This window comes from Sphingomonas epibiotica, assembly GCF_039615155.1.
Lineage (GTDB): Bacteria > Pseudomonadota > Alphaproteobacteria > Sphingomonadales > Sphingomonadaceae > Sphingomonas.
The window spans coordinates 26,527-42,101 of sequence record NZ_JBDGHY010000007.1 but is presented as its reverse complement, the minus strand read 5'-3'; the positions used below and the strand labels follow the sequence as shown (position 1 = coordinate 42,101).

General features: G+C 68.1%; 15 protein-coding genes. 9 read left to right on the top strand and 6 right to left on the bottom strand.

The genetic code is table 11. From position 1 onward, the window contains the following. Nucleotides 1–95: 95 nt before the first annotated feature. Nucleotides 96–1,217: a histidine kinase dimerization/phosphoacceptor domain -containing protein gene (locus tag AAIO73_RS14455; RefSeq protein WP_345878909.1), complete on the top strand. Its 1,122-nt coding sequence runs from the start codon at nucleotides 96–98 to the stop codon at nucleotides 1,215–1,217. Next, entirely contained in the window at nucleotides 1,207–1,623 is a 417-nt protein-coding gene (locus tag AAIO73_RS14450) for a response regulator (RefSeq protein ID WP_345878908.1), read from the top strand. The genes AAIO73_RS14455 and AAIO73_RS14450 overlap by 11 nt, the downstream gene beginning before the upstream one ends. Here AAIO73_RS14450 and recF read toward each other — a convergent pair. Next, nucleotides 1,605–2,678, bottom strand: coding sequence for a DNA replication/repair protein RecF (gene recF / locus AAIO73_RS14445; RefSeq protein WP_345878907.1), 1,074 nt, complete (start codon nucleotides 2,676–2,678; stop codon nucleotides 1,605–1,607). The genes AAIO73_RS14450 and recF overlap by 19 nt on opposite strands. Nucleotides 2,679–2,803: 125 nt before the next feature. On the opposite strand from recF, the gene AAIO73_RS14440 reads away from it, so the two are divergent. Continuing rightward, nucleotides 2,804–3,145 (top strand): hypothetical protein, encoded by a 342-nt coding sequence (locus AAIO73_RS14440; protein WP_242118406.1) that lies wholly within the window; start codon nucleotides 2,804–2,806, stop codon nucleotides 3,143–3,145. Between the two features lie 124 nt (nucleotides 3,146–3,269). Here AAIO73_RS14440 and AAIO73_RS14435 read toward each other — a convergent pair whose 3' ends face one another. Further along, complete coding sequence (locus tag AAIO73_RS14435; protein WP_345878906.1) at nucleotides 3,270–4,019, bottom strand: Coq4 family protein; 750 nt, start codon at nucleotides 4,017–4,019, stop codon at nucleotides 3,270–3,272. A gap of 58 nt (nucleotides 4,020–4,077) precedes the next feature. Further along, a complete protein-coding gene (locus AAIO73_RS14430) occupies nucleotides 4,078–4,314 on the bottom strand; it encodes a hypothetical protein (RefSeq protein WP_345878905.1) in 237 nt (78 codons plus the stop codon). A 96-nt stretch (nucleotides 4,315–4,410) separates the two neighbouring features. Between AAIO73_RS14430 and AAIO73_RS14425 the strand changes: the two genes are divergently transcribed. The 6 genes from AAIO73_RS14425 to AAIO73_RS14400 all read left to right on the top strand — a co-directional run bounded on the left by AAIO73_RS14425 (nucleotide 4,411) and on the right by AAIO73_RS14400 (nucleotide 10,962). After that, nucleotides 4,411–6,228 carry an ABCB family ABC transporter ATP-binding protein/permease gene (locus tag AAIO73_RS14425; RefSeq protein ID WP_345878904.1) on the top strand — a complete coding sequence of 606 codons (1,818 nt, stop codon included), beginning with the start codon at nucleotides 4,411–4,413 and terminating at the stop codon, nucleotides 6,226–6,228. Nucleotides 6,229–6,446: 218 nt separating this feature from the next. Then, nucleotides 6,447–7,379, top strand: coding sequence for an alpha/beta fold hydrolase (locus tag AAIO73_RS14420; protein ID WP_345878903.1), 933 nt, complete (start codon nucleotides 6,447–6,449; stop codon nucleotides 7,377–7,379). Then, on the top strand, nucleotides 7,376–8,158 hold the full coding sequence (locus AAIO73_RS14415; protein ID WP_345878902.1) for a class I SAM-dependent methyltransferase: 783 nt from the start codon (nucleotides 7,376–7,378) through the stop codon (nucleotides 8,156–8,158). The genes AAIO73_RS14420 and AAIO73_RS14415 overlap by 4 nt, the downstream gene beginning before the upstream one ends. A 39-nt stretch (nucleotides 8,159–8,197) precedes the next feature. Further along, on the top strand, nucleotides 8,198–9,961 hold the full coding sequence (recQ, locus tag AAIO73_RS14410) for a DNA helicase RecQ (RefSeq protein WP_345878901.1): 1,764 nt from the start codon (nucleotides 8,198–8,200) through the stop codon (nucleotides 9,959–9,961). A 166-nt stretch (nucleotides 9,962–10,127) separates the two neighbouring features. Continuing rightward, on the top strand, nucleotides 10,128–10,556 hold the full coding sequence (locus AAIO73_RS14405; RefSeq protein ID WP_345878900.1) for a protein tyrosine phosphatase family protein: 429 nt from the start codon (nucleotides 10,128–10,130) through the stop codon (nucleotides 10,554–10,556). 112 nt (nucleotides 10,557–10,668) lie between these two features. Continuing rightward, nucleotides 10,669–10,962: an SEL1-like repeat protein gene (locus AAIO73_RS14400; RefSeq protein WP_345879147.1), complete on the top strand. Its 294-nt coding sequence runs from the start codon at nucleotides 10,669–10,671 to the stop codon at nucleotides 10,960–10,962. A 191-nt stretch (nucleotides 10,963–11,153) separates the two neighbouring features. On the opposite strand, the gene topA is transcribed toward AAIO73_RS14400, so the two are convergent. From topA to plsY, 3 genes are all read right to left on the bottom strand, one after another. Further along, nucleotides 11,154–13,733: a type I DNA topoisomerase gene (gene topA, locus AAIO73_RS14395; RefSeq protein ID WP_345878899.1), complete on the bottom strand. Its 2,580-nt coding sequence runs from the start codon at nucleotides 13,731–13,733 to the stop codon at nucleotides 11,154–11,156. Nucleotides 13,734–13,844: 111 nt separating this feature from the next. Next, nucleotides 13,845–14,936: a DNA-processing protein DprA gene (gene dprA, locus AAIO73_RS14390; RefSeq protein ID WP_345878898.1), complete on the bottom strand. Its 1,092-nt coding sequence runs from the start codon at nucleotides 14,934–14,936 to the stop codon at nucleotides 13,845–13,847. Further along, entirely contained in the window at nucleotides 14,929–15,534 is a 606-nt protein-coding gene (gene plsY, locus AAIO73_RS14385; protein WP_526023815.1) for a glycerol-3-phosphate 1-O-acyltransferase PlsY, read from the bottom strand. Before plsY ends, dprA begins: the two co-directional genes overlap by 8 nt. Between the last annotated feature and the right edge of the window lie 41 nt (nucleotides 15,535–15,575).

Sequence of the window (15,575 nt, the reverse complement as noted above, 5' to 3'; positions counted from 1 at the left end):
GCAAATAGGCGAGGCCGCCGCGATGGTCAAGTCATGGTCCGTTTTGCCTGTTTTCGCTATGGAATCCGACCGGTGAAGGCCGTACATGCCGGAACATGAACGATCTCGCCCCGTTCGGCGCGACTCCCGGCAGTCCGCGTCCTGCCGACCCGGTCGACAACCTGCCGCGCCGCCAGTTGCGCCTGCTGGGCGAAGCGGCCGACAAGATGCTGGCCGCCGACGATCCGGCAGCGATGGTCGAGGATCTGTTTGCGCTCATTTCCGACGAATTGCGACTTGACGTCTTCTTCAACTATCGGTTCGACAGCGATGGCCTGACTTTGGTCGCCCATGCCGGACTGACCGAGGCAGAGGCGTCCGCCGGCGCACGGCTGGCGGTGGGGCAGGCGGTTTGCGGCTTTGCCGCCAAGGAGCGTCGCCCGATCCAGGCGTTCGCGGTGCAGGCATCTGACGATCCGCTGACCGGCTTCGTCCGCGACCTCGGCATCGATGCCTATGCCTGTACGCCGCTGGTCCATGGATCGACGCTGCTCGGCACGCTCGGTTTCGGGCGGCGCTGGACCGACCGGTTCGACGCCGACGAACTCGCCTTCCTCCACACCGTCTGCCACTATGTCGCGCTCGCCAAATACCGGCTGAAGATCGAGGCGGAACTGCGTGAGGGGATCGCGACCCGCGAACGGCTGCTCGGCGAACTCAATCACCGTGTCCGCAACGCGTTGCAGACCGCGGTCGCGGTCGTCCGGCTCGGGGCCGCCGATACCGCCGACGACGCGGCGAAAGCAGCGTTGGCCGCCGCCGCCGCACGGCTGGAGGTACTCGCTACCGCCCACCGCCCACTTTACGCCACCGATACTCCCACCTCGATCGACATCGCCGCGCTGCTCGACACGATCACCGAACGCGGCGATGGCGAGCCGATCGCGGTCACCGCGCACGGCACCGCCTGCCTGCCGATCGAACAGGCCGCCGCCGTTGCCATGCTGGTCCATGCGATGCTCGACCCCGATCCCGACGCGCTGACCCGGGTCGCGATCGATGCCGGGGGCGAAGCGATGGAGATCGCGCTGATCGGCCCCGCCATGGGCGTGACTCGTCCGTCGATCGACGAAGGCCGGCTGGTCCGCGGCCTGTCGCGCCAGTTGCGCGCGACACTGACGCGCAACGGTACCGACCGCCTGACCGTCTCGATCCCGGGACGTGCCCATGGCCGATAAGCTGCGGATCATGCTGGTCGAGGACGAAGCGCTCGTTGCCATGCTGGTCGAGGATGCGTTGACGCTGCACGGCCATATCGTCACCGGCGTCGCCGATACGCAGGCGAGTGCGCTGGCGCTGGCCGACGCCGATCGCCCCGACCTAGCGCTGTGCGACGTGCGGCTGGCACAGGGTGATTCGGGGCGGACCGTCGCGGTGGCGCTCGCCGCGCGCGGCATCCCCTGCCTGTTCCTCAGCGGCAATTGCCCCGACGTCGCCGACCATCCGCTGATCCTCGGCTGCGTCGCCAAGCCATTCTATACCGCCGGCCTCGGCTATGCCATCGCGGCGGCGATGGCGCGGGTACATGGCGAGGCGCCGGAAAAGATACCGAACGAATTGCGCTTCTACGCGCCGGTCGACTGAACCATTCCCTGCGCGACGTGGAACCGCGTTGCATCGGCCGGGATGTCCGCGAACAGGCCCGCTTCGGTCCCGGTCAGCCATACCTGTCCCACCCCCGCCGCCCGCGCGAACAGTGCCGCGCGCCGCGCCGGGTCGAGATGCGCCGCGACCTCATCGAGCAACAGTAGCGGCGGACGGCCGGCGCGCTCGGCGACCAGTTCGGCATGGGCCAGCACCAGTCCCAGCAGCAACGCCTTCTGCTCGCCGGTCGAACAGCGCGCCGCCGCCTGCCCCCGGTCGCGGTCGGTGACGATCAGGTCGGCGCGATGCGGTCCGCTGAGCGCCCGCCCCGCCGCCGCGTCGCGCGCGCGCCCGGCCGCCAGTTCGCGCGCGAACAGCGCGGCATCGCCATGCCACCCCTCCAACGCCAGCGCCGCGCGCGGAAAGTCGGTGGACGGCGTATCGGCGATCCGCGCGTCGAGCATCGCCACGCAATCCGCCCGCGCCGCGCCGAGCGCCACGCCATGTTCGACCATCCGCGCCTCCAGCGCCGACAGCCAGTCGGGGTCGGGTGCGCCCTCTTCCGCCAACAGCCGGTTGCGCTGGCGCATTGCCGCGTCATAGCGTGTCGCCTGCGCGGCATGGCCGGGCAACAGCGCCAGCGTCATCCGGTCGAGGAACCGCCGCCGCTCGCCCGCCGGCTCGACGAACAGCCGGTCCATTGCAGGGGTCAGCCACAGGACCGACAGCCATTCGGCCAGCACCGTTGCAGACGCGCCGGCCCCGTTCACCCTTACGATCCGCCGTTCGGGCGCATTGGCCTGCGTGCCCGTTCCCAGCAGAACGTCGCCGGCCAACTCGGCGGCGACCCCGAACCCGCCCGCCCCGCCCTCGCGTGCCATGTCCGACAGCGCGGCGCGGCGCAGCCCGCGGCCGGGCGCCAACAGCGACACCGCCTCCAGCACATTGGTCTTGCCCGCGCCGTTCGGGCCGCTCAGCACCACGAAACCCGGCCCCGGTTCGAGAGTCGCTGCCGCATGATTGCGAAAGTCGGTCAGGGTCAGGCGGGTCAGCATCTGCGACCGACCGTTACCGCCCCGCCCCGCCCGACGGAACCCGCCACGGACAGGTCCATGTTATACGAACGCAACTTTCCGCGCTGCCGGGAATTGGGGTTGTCGAAATACAACAGGGATATGCCATGACCCGCTTCGCTCTTGCGGCCGCTGCCGCCTTCGCCCTCACCGCCTGCGGATCGCAGACTCCGCAGCAGCAGCAGGCCGAACAGCTGCGCGATCAGGCCGATGCCGAAGCCGACGCGATCGAAGCCGCCGCCGAGAACCAGACCGCGCAGATGAAGGTCGAGGCGGAAGGGCTGCTCAACCAGGCGCAGCAGGCGCCCGGCTATGACGCCGAACGGCTGAAGGTCCGTGCCGACGCCATGCGCGACGAGGCCAAGCTGGTCGAACAACAGGCCGAAGCCCGCGCCAAGGCGGTCCGCGACGCTGGCGAGGCAAAGGCCAGCGCAGCGCTCGCGAAGTAAGGAAACATTGACTACGGGCGACACCCCAGACTCGACCCGGAATCCCGCTTCTCAAGCTGCAGTAAGAAAGCGGGCCCCCGGGCTCTAGGCCGGCGTGACGTTAGCGTGCGGCCCCCGCCATACCCTAAATCCCCTGCAACCCCTGCTCGCGCAGCCGCTTCTGCGCGGAATGGTATGCCACCGGTTCGGCAATGTTCAGCCGCCGCCGCACCGCATCCAGCGGTTCGGCCAGCAGCGCCTCATAATCCTCGGCGTGCAACCAGCGCGCGCGGCGGCCATGGCGATATCCTTCCCACACCGCCTTCGCGAACGCCCGCTCGCCGGTTACGCGCAACGACTTGAGCGCCGCGCCCAGCCCGATCGCCGCCCAGCCCAGCCCGCCGGTCTGCGCATAGGAAAAGGCGACCAGACACGCCTCGCCCAAATGCTCCTCGGCAGTATAGCCGGTCAGTATGTGCCAGATATCATGGACGTCGCGCTCCCGCCGACCGAACCACGCGACCGGATGCGGCGCGTCCTGCCAGCCCTCGCCATCGGCATAGCTGATCTCCGCCAGCCCCTGTGCCGAGAAGCCCGTGCGATCAAGAAAGGCGCGGTAATGCGCACCGACGCTACCGTCGGGCAGCGCATCGATCCACGCGCGGTCGGAAAAACGCCGGGTCAGTTCGACATGGTCGTATGCGATCCGGCCACCGCCCGGTTCGGCCAGCAGCCGTGCATAATTGCGATGGCTGGTATCGGCGTTCAGCGCCCGCATGATGCGGAATACCTGCACGGTATCGTTGCCATCGGCCAGCAGCCGCCGCAACGCACCCCATGCCGTGCCCCAATCGCGGCGCATCGGCTGCACCGTTTCGATCCCCTGCGTCGCCATCACCGCCTCCGTTACTTACATCGCTGTAAGTATTCGTACGCCGGTTCGGCGTCAAGCGTCAGCCGGCGTTGCGCTTCGCCCGTTGCGGGTTGCTCGCGATCTGCGAATCGCCGCGCTCACACGACGCGCTGATGACCGGATAAGACAAGTCCGTGTTACGGGCGAGCATCGTCGGCACGGCCGCCTGGCATTCCGCCACGCTCGCATAGCTGATCGGGACGGTACGTTCGCGACTGCACGCGGCGCCATCGTCACCGCAACCGAGGATCGCCATCACATAGACCAGTGGTGCCATTGATCGTCTCCTACCGTGCGATTCAATACATTCGACAGCGGCTTGTTCCGACGAAGCGTTGCGCGGGCGCGCCGGGTTCCCCAAATGGCGCTTGCAATGCCTCCCGATACCGCAACCGCCTCCGGTCCGACCCGGCCGATGCTGGCGACTCTCCGCCGCTTCCTCCCCTATCTCTGGCCCGCCGGCGCCACGGGACTGAAGATACGCATCGTCGCCGCGCTGGCGCTGGTCGTCGCGTCGAAGGTCGTGCAGGTGCGCGGCGCGCCCTTCGCGTTGCAGGGTGCGATCGACACCATGGCGGCGGGGTCGCGCGATGCACTGTGGCTGGTGGTGGCACTGGTCGCGGGCTATGCCGCCGCGCGCTTTGCCGGCACGCTGTTCGACAATCTGCGCAACGTCGTGTTCGAACGCGTCGGGCAGGATGCTACCCGGCGGCTGGCGGCGTCGGTGTTCCGTCACCTTCATGCGCTCTCGCTGCGCTTCCACCTCGAACGGCGCACCGGTGCGGTGACCAAGGTCGTCGAGCGGGGCACGAAGAGCATCGATACGATGCTGTATTTTCTGCTGTTCAACATCGCGCCGACCATCCTCGAACTGGGGCTGGTGCTGTGGATTTTCGGCTCGCGGTTCGGCAGTTGGCTGGTCGTCGGCACGGTGGCGATGGTCGTGTTCTACATCGCCTTCACCCGCTGGGTCACCGACTGGCGATCGAGCTTGCGCGAACGGATGAACGACCTCGACACCGGTGCGGTCGCGCATGCGGTCGATTCGCTGCTGAATTTCGAAACGGTCAAATATTTCGGGGCCGAAGAACGCGAGGCGGCCCGCTACGACCGTGCCGTCGCCAGCTATGCCGATGCGGCGGTGAAGTCCGAAAACTCGCTGGCGCTGCTTAACATCGGGCAGGCGCTGATTACCGCGCTGATGCTGGGCGGCGGCATGGCGTTGGTCGTGTTCGGCTGGGCACGCGGAGCGTTTTCGGCCGGAGACGTCGTCTTGGTGTCGACGCTGCTCACCCAGTTGTTCCGCCCGCTCGACCTGCTCGGCATGGTCTATCGCACCGTGCGGCAGGGCGTGGTCGATATGGGCGCGATGTTCGACCTGATCGACACCCCCGCCGAAGTCGTCGATGCCCCCGGCGCACCCGCACTCGCCGTCACCCGCGGCCATGTCCGGTTCGAAGGGGTCGGCTTCGGCTATGGCGACGGCCGCACGATTCTGAACGGCATCGACCTCGACATTCCGCCGGGCACGACGCTGGCGGTGGTCGGGCCGTCGGGCGCGGGCAAATCCACGCTCGCGCGATTGCTGTTCCGCTTCTACGATCCGACTGTCGGCCGCATCACCATCGACGGACAGGATATTGCGACCGTCGCGCAGGCGTCGCTGCGTAGCGCGATCGGCATCGTGCCGCAGGATACGGTGCTGTTCAACGACACGATCGGCTACAACATCGCCTATGGCCGTGCCGATGCGACCGCCGACGACATTGCGCGCGCGGCGCAGGGCGCGTCGATCGCACCGTTCATCGCCAGCCTGCCGCAGGGCTTCGACACCCGCGTCGGCGAGCGCGGGCTGAAATTGTCGGGCGGCGAGAAACAGCGCGTCGCGATCGCCCGCACCTTGCTCAAGAACCCGCCGGTTCTGATCCTCGACGAAGCGACCAGCGCGCTCGATAGCCGGACCGAGGCCGACATCCTCGCGACGCTGGAAGCGATCGAGCGCGGTCGCACGACCATCGTCATCGCCCACCGCCTGTCGACCGTAGTCCATGCCGACCGCATCGTCGTGCTGGAGCACGGCCGCGTCGTCGAAAGCGGATCGCATGGCGAACTGCTGCGGCTGGGCGGCACCTATGCCGAAATGTGGGCGCGACAGGCCGCCGAGCGGGAGGCGGCACTGGCCGAGGCGTGACCCATTACTCCCAACTGCCGTTCGTCCTGAGTAGCCACTAAGCTTGTCGAAGGGGCGTATCGAAGGACCGTTCGTGGCAAGGTGCTTCGATACGGGTCTTCGGCTTCGCTCAGCCCCTACTCAGCACGAACGGTTTCGGCTTGAACCCCAAAACCGTATCCGATGGACACTCCACCGCGCCCAAGCGTATCGGCCAGGGAGAAGCGGGAGAGCGACCGGTGAACGACAGGCTGAAAAAGGCGGTAACGACCACGGCGCTGGTCGGCGGCGGCCTCGCGCTCTGGACGGCGCTCGCCGCCAGCGCCTCGGAAGCGATGGTGCCGGCCGACGGAGATTTCGTCGATGTGCCCGGCGGGCGGCTGCATTACGTCGACACCGGCGGCGACGGGTCGGTGATGGTGATGCTGCACGGCCTGTACGGACAGCTTCGCAACTTCTCCTATGCGCTAACCGCCGAACTCGCCGATCACCGGCTGATCCTCGTCGACCGGCCCGGCTGGGGGCATAGCAGCGTCGATGGCACCCAGCCGCCGATCGAGGAACAGGCGCGCATGGTCGCCGACCTGATCGACGCGCTGGGGCTCGACCGCCCGTTTCTGGTCGGCCATTCGATGGGCGGCGCGGTCGCGCTCGCGCTGGCGCTCGACCATCCGGGCAAGGTTCGTGGCCTCGCGCTGATCGCGCCGCTGACCCAGCCGATGGACCATATCCCGCCGATCTTCCGCGGCAAGGCGCCGCCCGCCCCGGTACGCGGGCTGGCCGCGTGGACGTACGGCGTCCCGCTCACCACCCTGACCGGTCCCGTCGTCGCGAAACATGTCTTCGCCCCCGATGCGGTGCCGATGGACTTCGGCACCCGCGGCGGCGGCCTCGTCGCGCTGCGCCCGTCCAGCTATCAGGCGGGCGCGTTCGAGATCGACGACGCCAACCGCGCGGTATCCGGCATGGCCACGCGCTACGGGTCGATCGCCCTGCCCGTCGCGATCTTGTACGGCCGCGACGACCATCTGCTCGACCCGCAGCAACAGGGCGACCGCACCGCCGCCATGATCCCGGGCGCCACGCTGACCAAGATTGCCGGCGGTCACATGATTCCCGTTACCCACCCGGCCGAAACCGCCGCCTGGCTGCGGACGGCGGCGACCGCGTGAGGGCGCTGCTGCCGGCGGTACTGCTGCTCGGCGGTTGCACCACCGCTTACGGCGACGGCATGGGCGATATCCTGCGTGGACAGGGCATCGCCGCGCGCGAACCCGATTACGACGTTCCCTATGTCCCGACCCCCGAACCGGTCGTCGACGCGATGCTGGCGATGGCTGGGGTCGGCGCGAACGACACGCTGATCGACCTCGGCTCTGGCGACGGCCGCATAGCTATCGCCGCTGCCCGCCTCGGCGCGCACGCCAGCGGGGTCGAGATCGACGCGACGCTGGTCGAGCGTGCCCGGCGCAACGCCGCGCTGTACGAGGTCGCCGACCGCGCCCGCTTCACTCGCGCCAATTTGTTCGACGTGCCGCTGCGCGACGCCAGCGTCGTGACGATGTATCTGTTGCCGCGGATCAATCTCGCGCTGCGCCCACGCCTGCTCACCGAACTGCGCCCCGGCACGCGCATCGTCACCCACGCCTTCGACATGGGCGAATGGCGCGCCGACGAAGAGCGACTGGTCGCCGATCGCCGGGTGTATCTGTGGATCGTCCCCGCCGTCGCCGGTGGCGACTGGCGCGCCACCCTAGCCGACGGGCGCGAAGTCGCGTTGCATTTCGACCAGCGGTTTCAGGACGTGACCGGCACGCTGGGTGCTGCCGCAATCACCGGCACGCTGCGCGGCAGCGCGATCCGCTTCACCGCCGCCGGCCGCGCCTACACCGGCACCGTCGGCGAAGCGGCGATAACGGGGGACAACTGGCGCGCCGTCCGCCTGCCTTAGCCCTCGACGCTGCCACCCCGCATCCCTAGGTGGAGGGCAATGGCGCTCGACCCGATCCCCGTATTGCAATCGACCTTCGGCTTTCCCGACTTCCGCGGTGTCCAGCGGCAGGTGGTCGATCGCGTGCTCGCCGGGGAACGCACGCTTGCGGTGATGCCGACCGGTGCCGGCAAGTCGCTGACCTATCAGCTGCCCGCGACGATGCTGAACGGCACCTGCGTCGTCGTCTCGCCTTTGATCGCGCTGATGCACGACCAGTTGCGCGCCGCCACTGCGGTCGGCATCCGGGCCGCCACGCTGACCAGCGCCGACGACAATCGCGCCGAGACGCGCGGCCGGTTCCTCGATGGCGAACTCGACCTGCTCTATGTCGCGCCCGAACGCGCCTCGGGCAGCGATTTCCGCGAATTGCTCTCCCGCGGCAACCTCGCGCTGTTCGCGATCGACGAGGCGCACTGCGTCAGCGAATGGGGCCATGATTTCCGCCCCGATTACCGCCTGCTGCGTCCGCTGTTCGACCAGTTTCCCGAAGTGCCGCGCTTGGCGCTGACCGCCACTGCCGACGCGCATACCCGTGCCGACATCCTCGAACAGCTCGGCATCCCGCACGACGGGCTGATCGTCGCGGGCTTCGACCGGCCCAACATCCGCTACCACATCACCCCGCGCGATCAGGGGACGCGCCAGATCGCCGACGTGATCGCCGCCACCCCCGGCCCCGGCATCGTCTATGTCCAGTCGCGCGCCGGGACCGAGCGACTGGCCGAGGCACTGGCGAAGACGGGGCGGCCGACCCGCGTCTATCATGCCGGCCTCGACCCTGCCGTGCGCCAGCGCAACCAGCACGACTTCGTCGCGTCCGAGGACATGGTGATGGTCGCGACCATCGCCTTCGGCATGGGCATCGACAAGCCCGACGTCCGCTTCGTCGCCCATGCCGGGCTGCCGAAATCGATCGAGGCCTATTATCAGGAAACCGGCCGCGCCGGCCGCGACGGCGATCCGGCGGTCGCGCACCTGTTCTGGGGTGCCGACGATTTCGCCCGCGCACGCCAGCGGATCGGCGAGGTCGAACCCGCCCGCCAACCCGGCGAGCGACAGCGGCTGAACGCGCTCGGCGCGCTGGTCGAGACCGCCGGCTGCCGCCGCGCGATGCTGCTGCGCCATTTCGGCGAGTCGCCACCCGAGTTCTGCGGCAATTGCGACAATTGCCTGACCCCGCCCAACGCGGTCGACGCGACACAGGTCGCGCAGAAATATCTGTCGGCGGTATTCCGCACCGGCATGATGTTCGGCGCGACCTATATCGAACAGGTGCTGACCGGCCAGTCGACCGAGCGCAGCCTGACGAACGGCCACGAAAACCTGTCGGTGTGGAACATCGTCGATGGCGACGAGATCGCGTTGCTCAAACCCGTCGGCCGCGCACTGCAACTGCGCGATGCGCTCCGCGCCAACGACCATGGCGGGCTGGAATTCGGCCCTGCCGCGCGCGGGTTGCTGAAGGGCGGCGACACGCTGTCGCTGATCGTCCCGCCCAAGCGCGAGCGGCGGCGGCGCGGCAGCGGCACGACGCCCAACCCGACCGGCGATCCGCTGTTCGAGGCACTGCGCGCCAAACGCCGCGAACTAGCGCAGGAGGCGGGCGTACCGCCCTATGTCATCTTCCACGACTCCGTGCTGCGCGACATGGCCACCGACCGCCCGCAGACGATCGGCGGCATGCGCCGGATCACCGGCGTCGGCGAAAAGAAACTGCAAGCCTATGGCGACGCGTTCCTCGCGGTAATCAAACAACACTAAATCCTCACCGCACTGCGGGGAGGGGGACCAGCGAAGCTGGTGGAGGGGGAGCGCGGCGAACGGAACGGCTGCGTATGCGGACGCCCCCCTCCACCAGCTTCGCTGGTCCCCCCTCCCCGTACCGGGAGGATTTGCCTGGCCCACCGAGGCTCGCTATCCTCCCCCCATGCAAATTCGCCGTATCGACGACCGCATCTCGGTCAGCCCGCAGATCACCGCCGACGATGTCGCGACGCTGAAGGCACAGGGCTTCACCACCATCGTCAACAACCGCCCCGATGGCGAGGAAGCCGGCCAGCCGGGCGGCGACCAAATTGCCGAAGCCGCAGCGGCCGCCGGCCTGGCCTATCACGCCATCCCGATCACCCATGCCGGGTTCAGCCACCCACAGCTCGACGCGATGGCCCATGTGCTCGCCGAGGCCGATGGCCCCATCCTCGCTTATTGCCGCTCGGGCACGCGGTCGTGCAACCTGTGGGCACTCGCCAGTGCGAAGGGTGGTCGCGACTCGGCCGAACTGGTCGCGGCAGGTCAGGCGGCGGGGTATGATCTGTCCGGCATCCGCCCGACGCTCGACGCACTTTCCGGGACTTAGATGGTTAAGGGCTGCGTACCTTAACGTACGTAACCTAAGTGGTTCTTCGCATTAACTAAATTGCAAGGGCCAGTGCCCCATTTCTCTGCCCGTACCAACAGGGATTGTGGATATGGGCATTGGTTTGGAAGGCGCCCGCTTTCTCCAGGAAAGCCGGGCAGAAGAAGCGCAACGCGATACCGGCGCCGCGTGGTTCGAACTCGGTATCTGCTATTCCAGCGGCACCGGCGGCACGGTCATCGACCTGGTCGAAGCGCATAAGTGGTTCAACCTCGCCGCGATGTCGGGGCTGGAGGACGCGCAGCACTGGCGCGCCGAGATCGCCTGCGACATGACGCCGCGTCAGATCGCCGACGCGCAAAAGGCCGCGCGCGCCTTCCTGCGGACCGAGGCCCGCGCCCACTGACCCGCTGTGGCCGGACATGCCGGCCGCAGGCGGATCGGTAGAGGAAGCGTATCCGTTCGTCCTGAGTAGCCATTGAGCTTGTCGAAATGGCGTATCGAAGGACCGTCGGTGGCTAATTGCTGCGATACGGGTCTTCGACTTCGCTCAGCCCCTACGCAGCACGAACGGTCCTGATACTATCGGGCCAAGGTTTAGTCCGCCGCCTTTTTCGGCGCAGCCTTCTTGGCCGCAGGCTTCTTCGCCGCCGGCTTGGCATCCTTCGCCGCCGCTTTCTTCGGTGCCGCCTTCTTCGCCGCGGGCTTCTTCTTGCCCTTGGCCGGCGCCGCCGCCGCGCGATCGTCGATCAGTTGCGCCGCTTCCTCCAGCGTCAGCGCCGCCGGCTCGATCGACTTCGGGATGGTCGCGTTGGTCGTGCCGTCGGTGACGTAGGGGCCATAGCGCCCTTCCATCAGCTTGATCTCGGCCTCGGTCCGCGGATGCGCGCCGAGCACCTTCAGCGGCTCCTTGGCAGCGCCCCGTGCCGGACGCCCGCCGCCCGCCGCCGCTTCGGCCAGCTTCACCACTGCCGCGTTCATGCCGGTTTCGAACACGTCAGCCGTCGACTGCAACCGCGCATATTTGCCGGCATGCTTGAGATACGGGCCATAGCGACCGATCGCGGCCTCGATCGGTTCGCCCGTTTCCGGATGATTGCCGATCGTGCGCGGCAGGCTCAGCAGCTTCAGCGCCCATTCGAGGTTCAGTTCGCCAATATCCTTGGGGATCGAGGCGCGCTTGGCATCCTTGCCCTCGCCCAGCTGGATATACGGCCCGAAGCGGCCCGACTTCCGCTCGACCTCCAGCCCCGTTGCCGGATCCTTGCCCAGCCCTTCCGGCCTGGCATCGCCGCCATCCTCGCCACCCGGCTGCGCGAAGCGGCGAGTATATTTGCACTCCGGATAGTTGGAGCAGGCGATGAACGCGCCGAACTTGCCGCCACGCAACGCAAGGCGCCCTTCACCGCAATTCGGACACAGCCGCGGGTCGGTCCCGTCCGCCTTCTCGGGAAACAGATAGCTGCCCAGAAACTGGTCCAGCTCGGCGGTGATCGCGCTAGGCTGCTGCTCCATCACCTCCGACGTGCGCGGTTTGAAATCGCGCCAGAACGCCTCGAGCACCGCCTGCCATTCGGCCCGCCCGCCCGACACGTCGTCCAGCTCTTCCTCAAGGCCGGCGGTGAAGTCGTAGCCGACATATTTCTCGAAGAAGCGTTCGAGGAATGCGGTCAGCAACCGCCCGGTCTCCTCGGCGAAGAACCGGTTCTTCTCGACGCGGACATACCCGCGATCCTTCAGCACCTGAATGATCGAGGCATAGGTCGACGGGCGACCGATCCCCAGTTCCTCCAGCCGCTTGACCAGCGACGCTTCGGAGAAACGCGGCGGCGGCTGGGTGAAATGCTGTTCGGAAACGACGTCCTTCTTGGCCGGGCTATCCCCCGAACGCAGCAGCGGCAGCCGGCGCGAATCCTCGTCCGCCGCGTCGTCGCGCCCCTCTTCGTACAGCGCGAGATAGCCGGGAAAGAGCACGACTTGCCCGGTGGCACGCAGCCCCGTCTGCCCGGTCTGGTCTTCCAGTTCGACCGCCGTCCGCTCCATTCTCGCGGAAGCCATCTGGCTGGCCAGCGCCCGCTTCCAGATCAGGTCGTACAGGCGCGCATGATCGCCGCTGCCTGCACGGTCTTTCGAAAAGTCGGTAGGCCGGATCGCCTCGTGCGCTTCCTGCGCATTCTTGGCCTTGGTCTGGTATTGCCGCGGCTTGTCGGGGACGTAGCTGCCGTCATAGCGGTTGGCGATGGCACCGCGCGCGGCATCGATCGCCGATCCGTCCATTTGCACGCCATCGGTCCGCATATAGGTGATCGCGCCGTCTTCGTAGAGCGACTGCGCCACCCGCATCGTGTGGCTGGCCGAGAAACCGAGCTTGCGCGCCGCTTCCTGTTGCAGCGTCGAGGTGGTGAAGGGCGGCGGCGGATTGCGCGTCGCGGGCTTCGTCTCGACATTCACGACCGTGAAGCGGCCATCGACCACTGCCGCCTTGGCGACCTCGGCCGACCCGGCATAGCCCAGCGACAGCTTGTCGAGCTTCTTGCCCTTCAACTTGATGAGGCGCGCGTCGAACGGCGTGCCATCGGCCTCCATCTTCGCGACGACCGACCAATATTCCTGCGCGACGAACGTCTCGATCTCGCGCTCGCGCTGGACCAGCAGGCGCAGCGCCACCGACTGGACGCGCCCCGCCGACTTGGCGCCCGGCAGCTTGCGCCACAGCACCGGCGACAGGGTGAACCCGACCAGATAGTCGAGCGCACGCCGCGCCCGGTACGCATCGATCAGATCGGTATCGAGGTCGCGCGGTGCCTTCATCGCCGCGAGGATCGCGGGCTTGGTGATCGCGTTGAACGTGACCCGCTCGACCTCCTTGGGCAGCGCGCGGCGCTTCTTCAGCACCTCCTGCACATGCCAGCTGATCGCTTCCCCCTCGCGATCGGGGTCGGTGGCGAGGATCAGGCGGTCGGCGGTCTTGGCGAGGTCGGTGATCGCCTTCAGCTGCTTCGTCTTGTCGGCATAGGTTTCCCAATCCATGGCAAAGCCCTCATCGGGATTCACCGACCCGTCCTTGGGCGGCAGGTCGCGGACATGGCCATAGGAAGCGAGGACGCGGTAGTCGGACCCCAGATATTTTTCGATGGTCTTCGCCTTGGCGGGCGATTCGACGATGACAAGCTGCATGATGTGGCGGTCGGTCCTTGTGCGTACGCGTACGAGAGTGGGGAGCGCCGGGGGGTGGCGTCAAGTCGGTGGGTGCGGTGAAGTAGCGCCGTTACGGTTTGATGGCAGGCGCTACCCCAGACTGACCCGCCCGCCGGCATGCCGGTCGAGCCACCCTGCCAGTTCCAGTTCGAGCAGCACCGTCTGCACCACCGTCGTCGGGCAGCCCGATTGCCGCACCAGTTCGTCGACCGCCACCGGCACCGGCCCGAGCAACCCGGTGAGCCGCGTCCGGTCGCCATCGCTCGCATCGGTGGCCACAGGTTCGGCGGCATAGCGTCCGCCCGGCGCCCGCACCGCCCGCGCATCGATCGGGCGCAGCATTTGGGCGACGTCGGCGGCATTCTGTACGAGCGTCGCGCCGTCGCGAATCAGCAGATTGCATCCCTGCGCACGCGGATCGAGCGGCGATCCCGGCACCGCCATCACCTCGCGCCCCGCCTCGCCCGCCAGCCGCGCGGTGATGAGCGATCCCGATCGCGGGGCCGCCTCGACCACCACCGTGCCCAGCGCCAGCCCGGCGATGATCCGGTTGCGCGACGGGAAATGGCGGGCGAGCGGCTGCGTACCCGGCGGCTGTTCGGCCACCAGCAGCCCGCGCGTCGCCACCTCCTCCTGCAACGCGGCATTTTCGGGCGGAAAGACCACGTCGATGCCGCTGGCGATGACACCGATCGTCGCATGGCCGATCGCCCCCTGATGCACCGCCGTGTCGATACCGCGGGCAAGGCCCGACACCACACAATATCCCGCCGCGCCCAGTTCCTCGGCCAGCCCGCGCGCGAAGCGACAGGCCGCCGCCGACGCATTGCGCGCCCCGACCATCGCCACCGCCGGGCGCGTCAGCAACGACAGGTCGCCGCGTACGATCAATGCGGGCGGCGCGCTGTCCAGTTCCGCCAACAACGCCGGATAGTCGGGATCGCCGAGCAACAGATACCGCCCGCCCGACGCCCGTACGCACGCGATTTCGCGCCGCACTGCGCCTTCGTCGGCCAGCACCGGCGCGCGTCCCCCGCCCCGCGCCGCCAGCACCGGCAACGCCTCGATCGCCGCCACCGCATCGCCATAGCGTTCGATCAGCGCGCGAAACGTGACCGGCCCTATATTGCTCGACCGGATCAGCCGCAGCGCCGCGAACCGCGCCGCCTGCGGATCAGTCACGCTTGCGACCGATCCTCGGCTCGGTCCCGGCGACCAGCCGTTCGATATTCTCGCGATGCTTCCACAGCACGATCAGCGCGAGGCCGAGGAACAACAGCACCAGATCGAACCGCCCGGCCCATGCCGCCGCCAGCGGCGCCGCGACCGCCGCCGCCATGCCCGCCACCGACGAGATCCGCAGGCCCGCCAGCAGCCCCAGCCACACGATCGCATAGACCAGCCCGGCGAACGGGCTGAGCGCCACGACCACGCCCATCATCGTCGCCACGCCCTTGCCCCCGCGAAACCGCAGCCAGACCGGGTAGCAATGGCCGATGAACGCCGCCGCCCCGGCGATCAGTTCCTCGCCCGGAAACAGCGCCGCGACGATCCACACCGCCGCCGCCCCTTTCAACAGGTCGAGCAGCAATGTCGCCGCCGCCAGCCCCTTGCGCCCGGTGCGCAGCACGTTGGTCGCGCCGATATTGCCCGATCCGATCGTACGCAAATCGCCCGCCCCGGCGATGCGGGTGAGCAATATGCCCCACGGAATCGATCCCAGCACATAACCGATCAGCAACGCCGCCGCCGGCGGGATCCAGAGTATTTCGCTCGGCAGGATAGCCCCCTGAACTTGCCGTCTGTCGCGCGGAGGGTAAG

What these genes read in the sequence shown, in the direction of transcription:
- recF (WP_345878907.1), bottom strand. Translation starts at nt 2,678, where the DNA reads ATGCTGACCCGCCTGACCCTGACCGACTTTCGCAATCATGCGGCAGCG.
- AAIO73_RS14440 (WP_242118406.1), top strand. Translation starts at nt 2,804, where the DNA reads ATGACCCGCTTCGCTCTTGCGGCCGCTGCCGCCTTCGCCCTCACCGCC.
- AAIO73_RS14425 (WP_345878904.1), top strand. Translation starts at nt 4,411, where the DNA reads ATGCCTCCCGATACCGCAACCGCCTCCGGTCCGACCCGGCCGATGCTG.
- AAIO73_RS14450 (WP_345878908.1), top strand. Translation starts at nt 1,207, where the DNA reads ATGGCCGATAAGCTGCGGATCATGCTGGTCGAGGACGAAGCGCTCGTT.
- AAIO73_RS14400 (WP_345879147.1), top strand. Translation starts at nt 10,669, where the DNA reads ATGGGCATTGGTTTGGAAGGCGCCCGCTTTCTCCAGGAAAGCCGGGCA.
- recQ (WP_345878901.1), top strand. Translation starts at nt 8,198, where the DNA reads ATGGCGCTCGACCCGATCCCCGTATTGCAATCGACCTTCGGCTTTCCC.
- topA (WP_345878899.1), bottom strand. Translation starts at nt 13,733, where the DNA reads ATGCAGCTTGTCATCGTCGAATCGCCCGCCAAGGCGAAGACCATCGAA.
- AAIO73_RS14405 (WP_345878900.1), top strand. Translation starts at nt 10,128, where the DNA reads ATGCAAATTCGCCGTATCGACGACCGCATCTCGGTCAGCCCGCAGATC.
- AAIO73_RS14455 (WP_345878909.1), top strand. Translation starts at nt 96, where the DNA reads ATGAACGATCTCGCCCCGTTCGGCGCGACTCCCGGCAGTCCGCGTCCT.
- AAIO73_RS14435 (WP_345878906.1), bottom strand. Translation starts at nt 4,019, where the DNA reads ATGGCGACGCAGGGGATCGAAACGGTGCAGCCGATGCGCCGCGATTGG.
- AAIO73_RS14430 (WP_345878905.1), bottom strand. Translation starts at nt 4,314, where the DNA reads ATGGCACCACTGGTCTATGTGATGGCGATCCTCGGTTGCGGTGACGAT.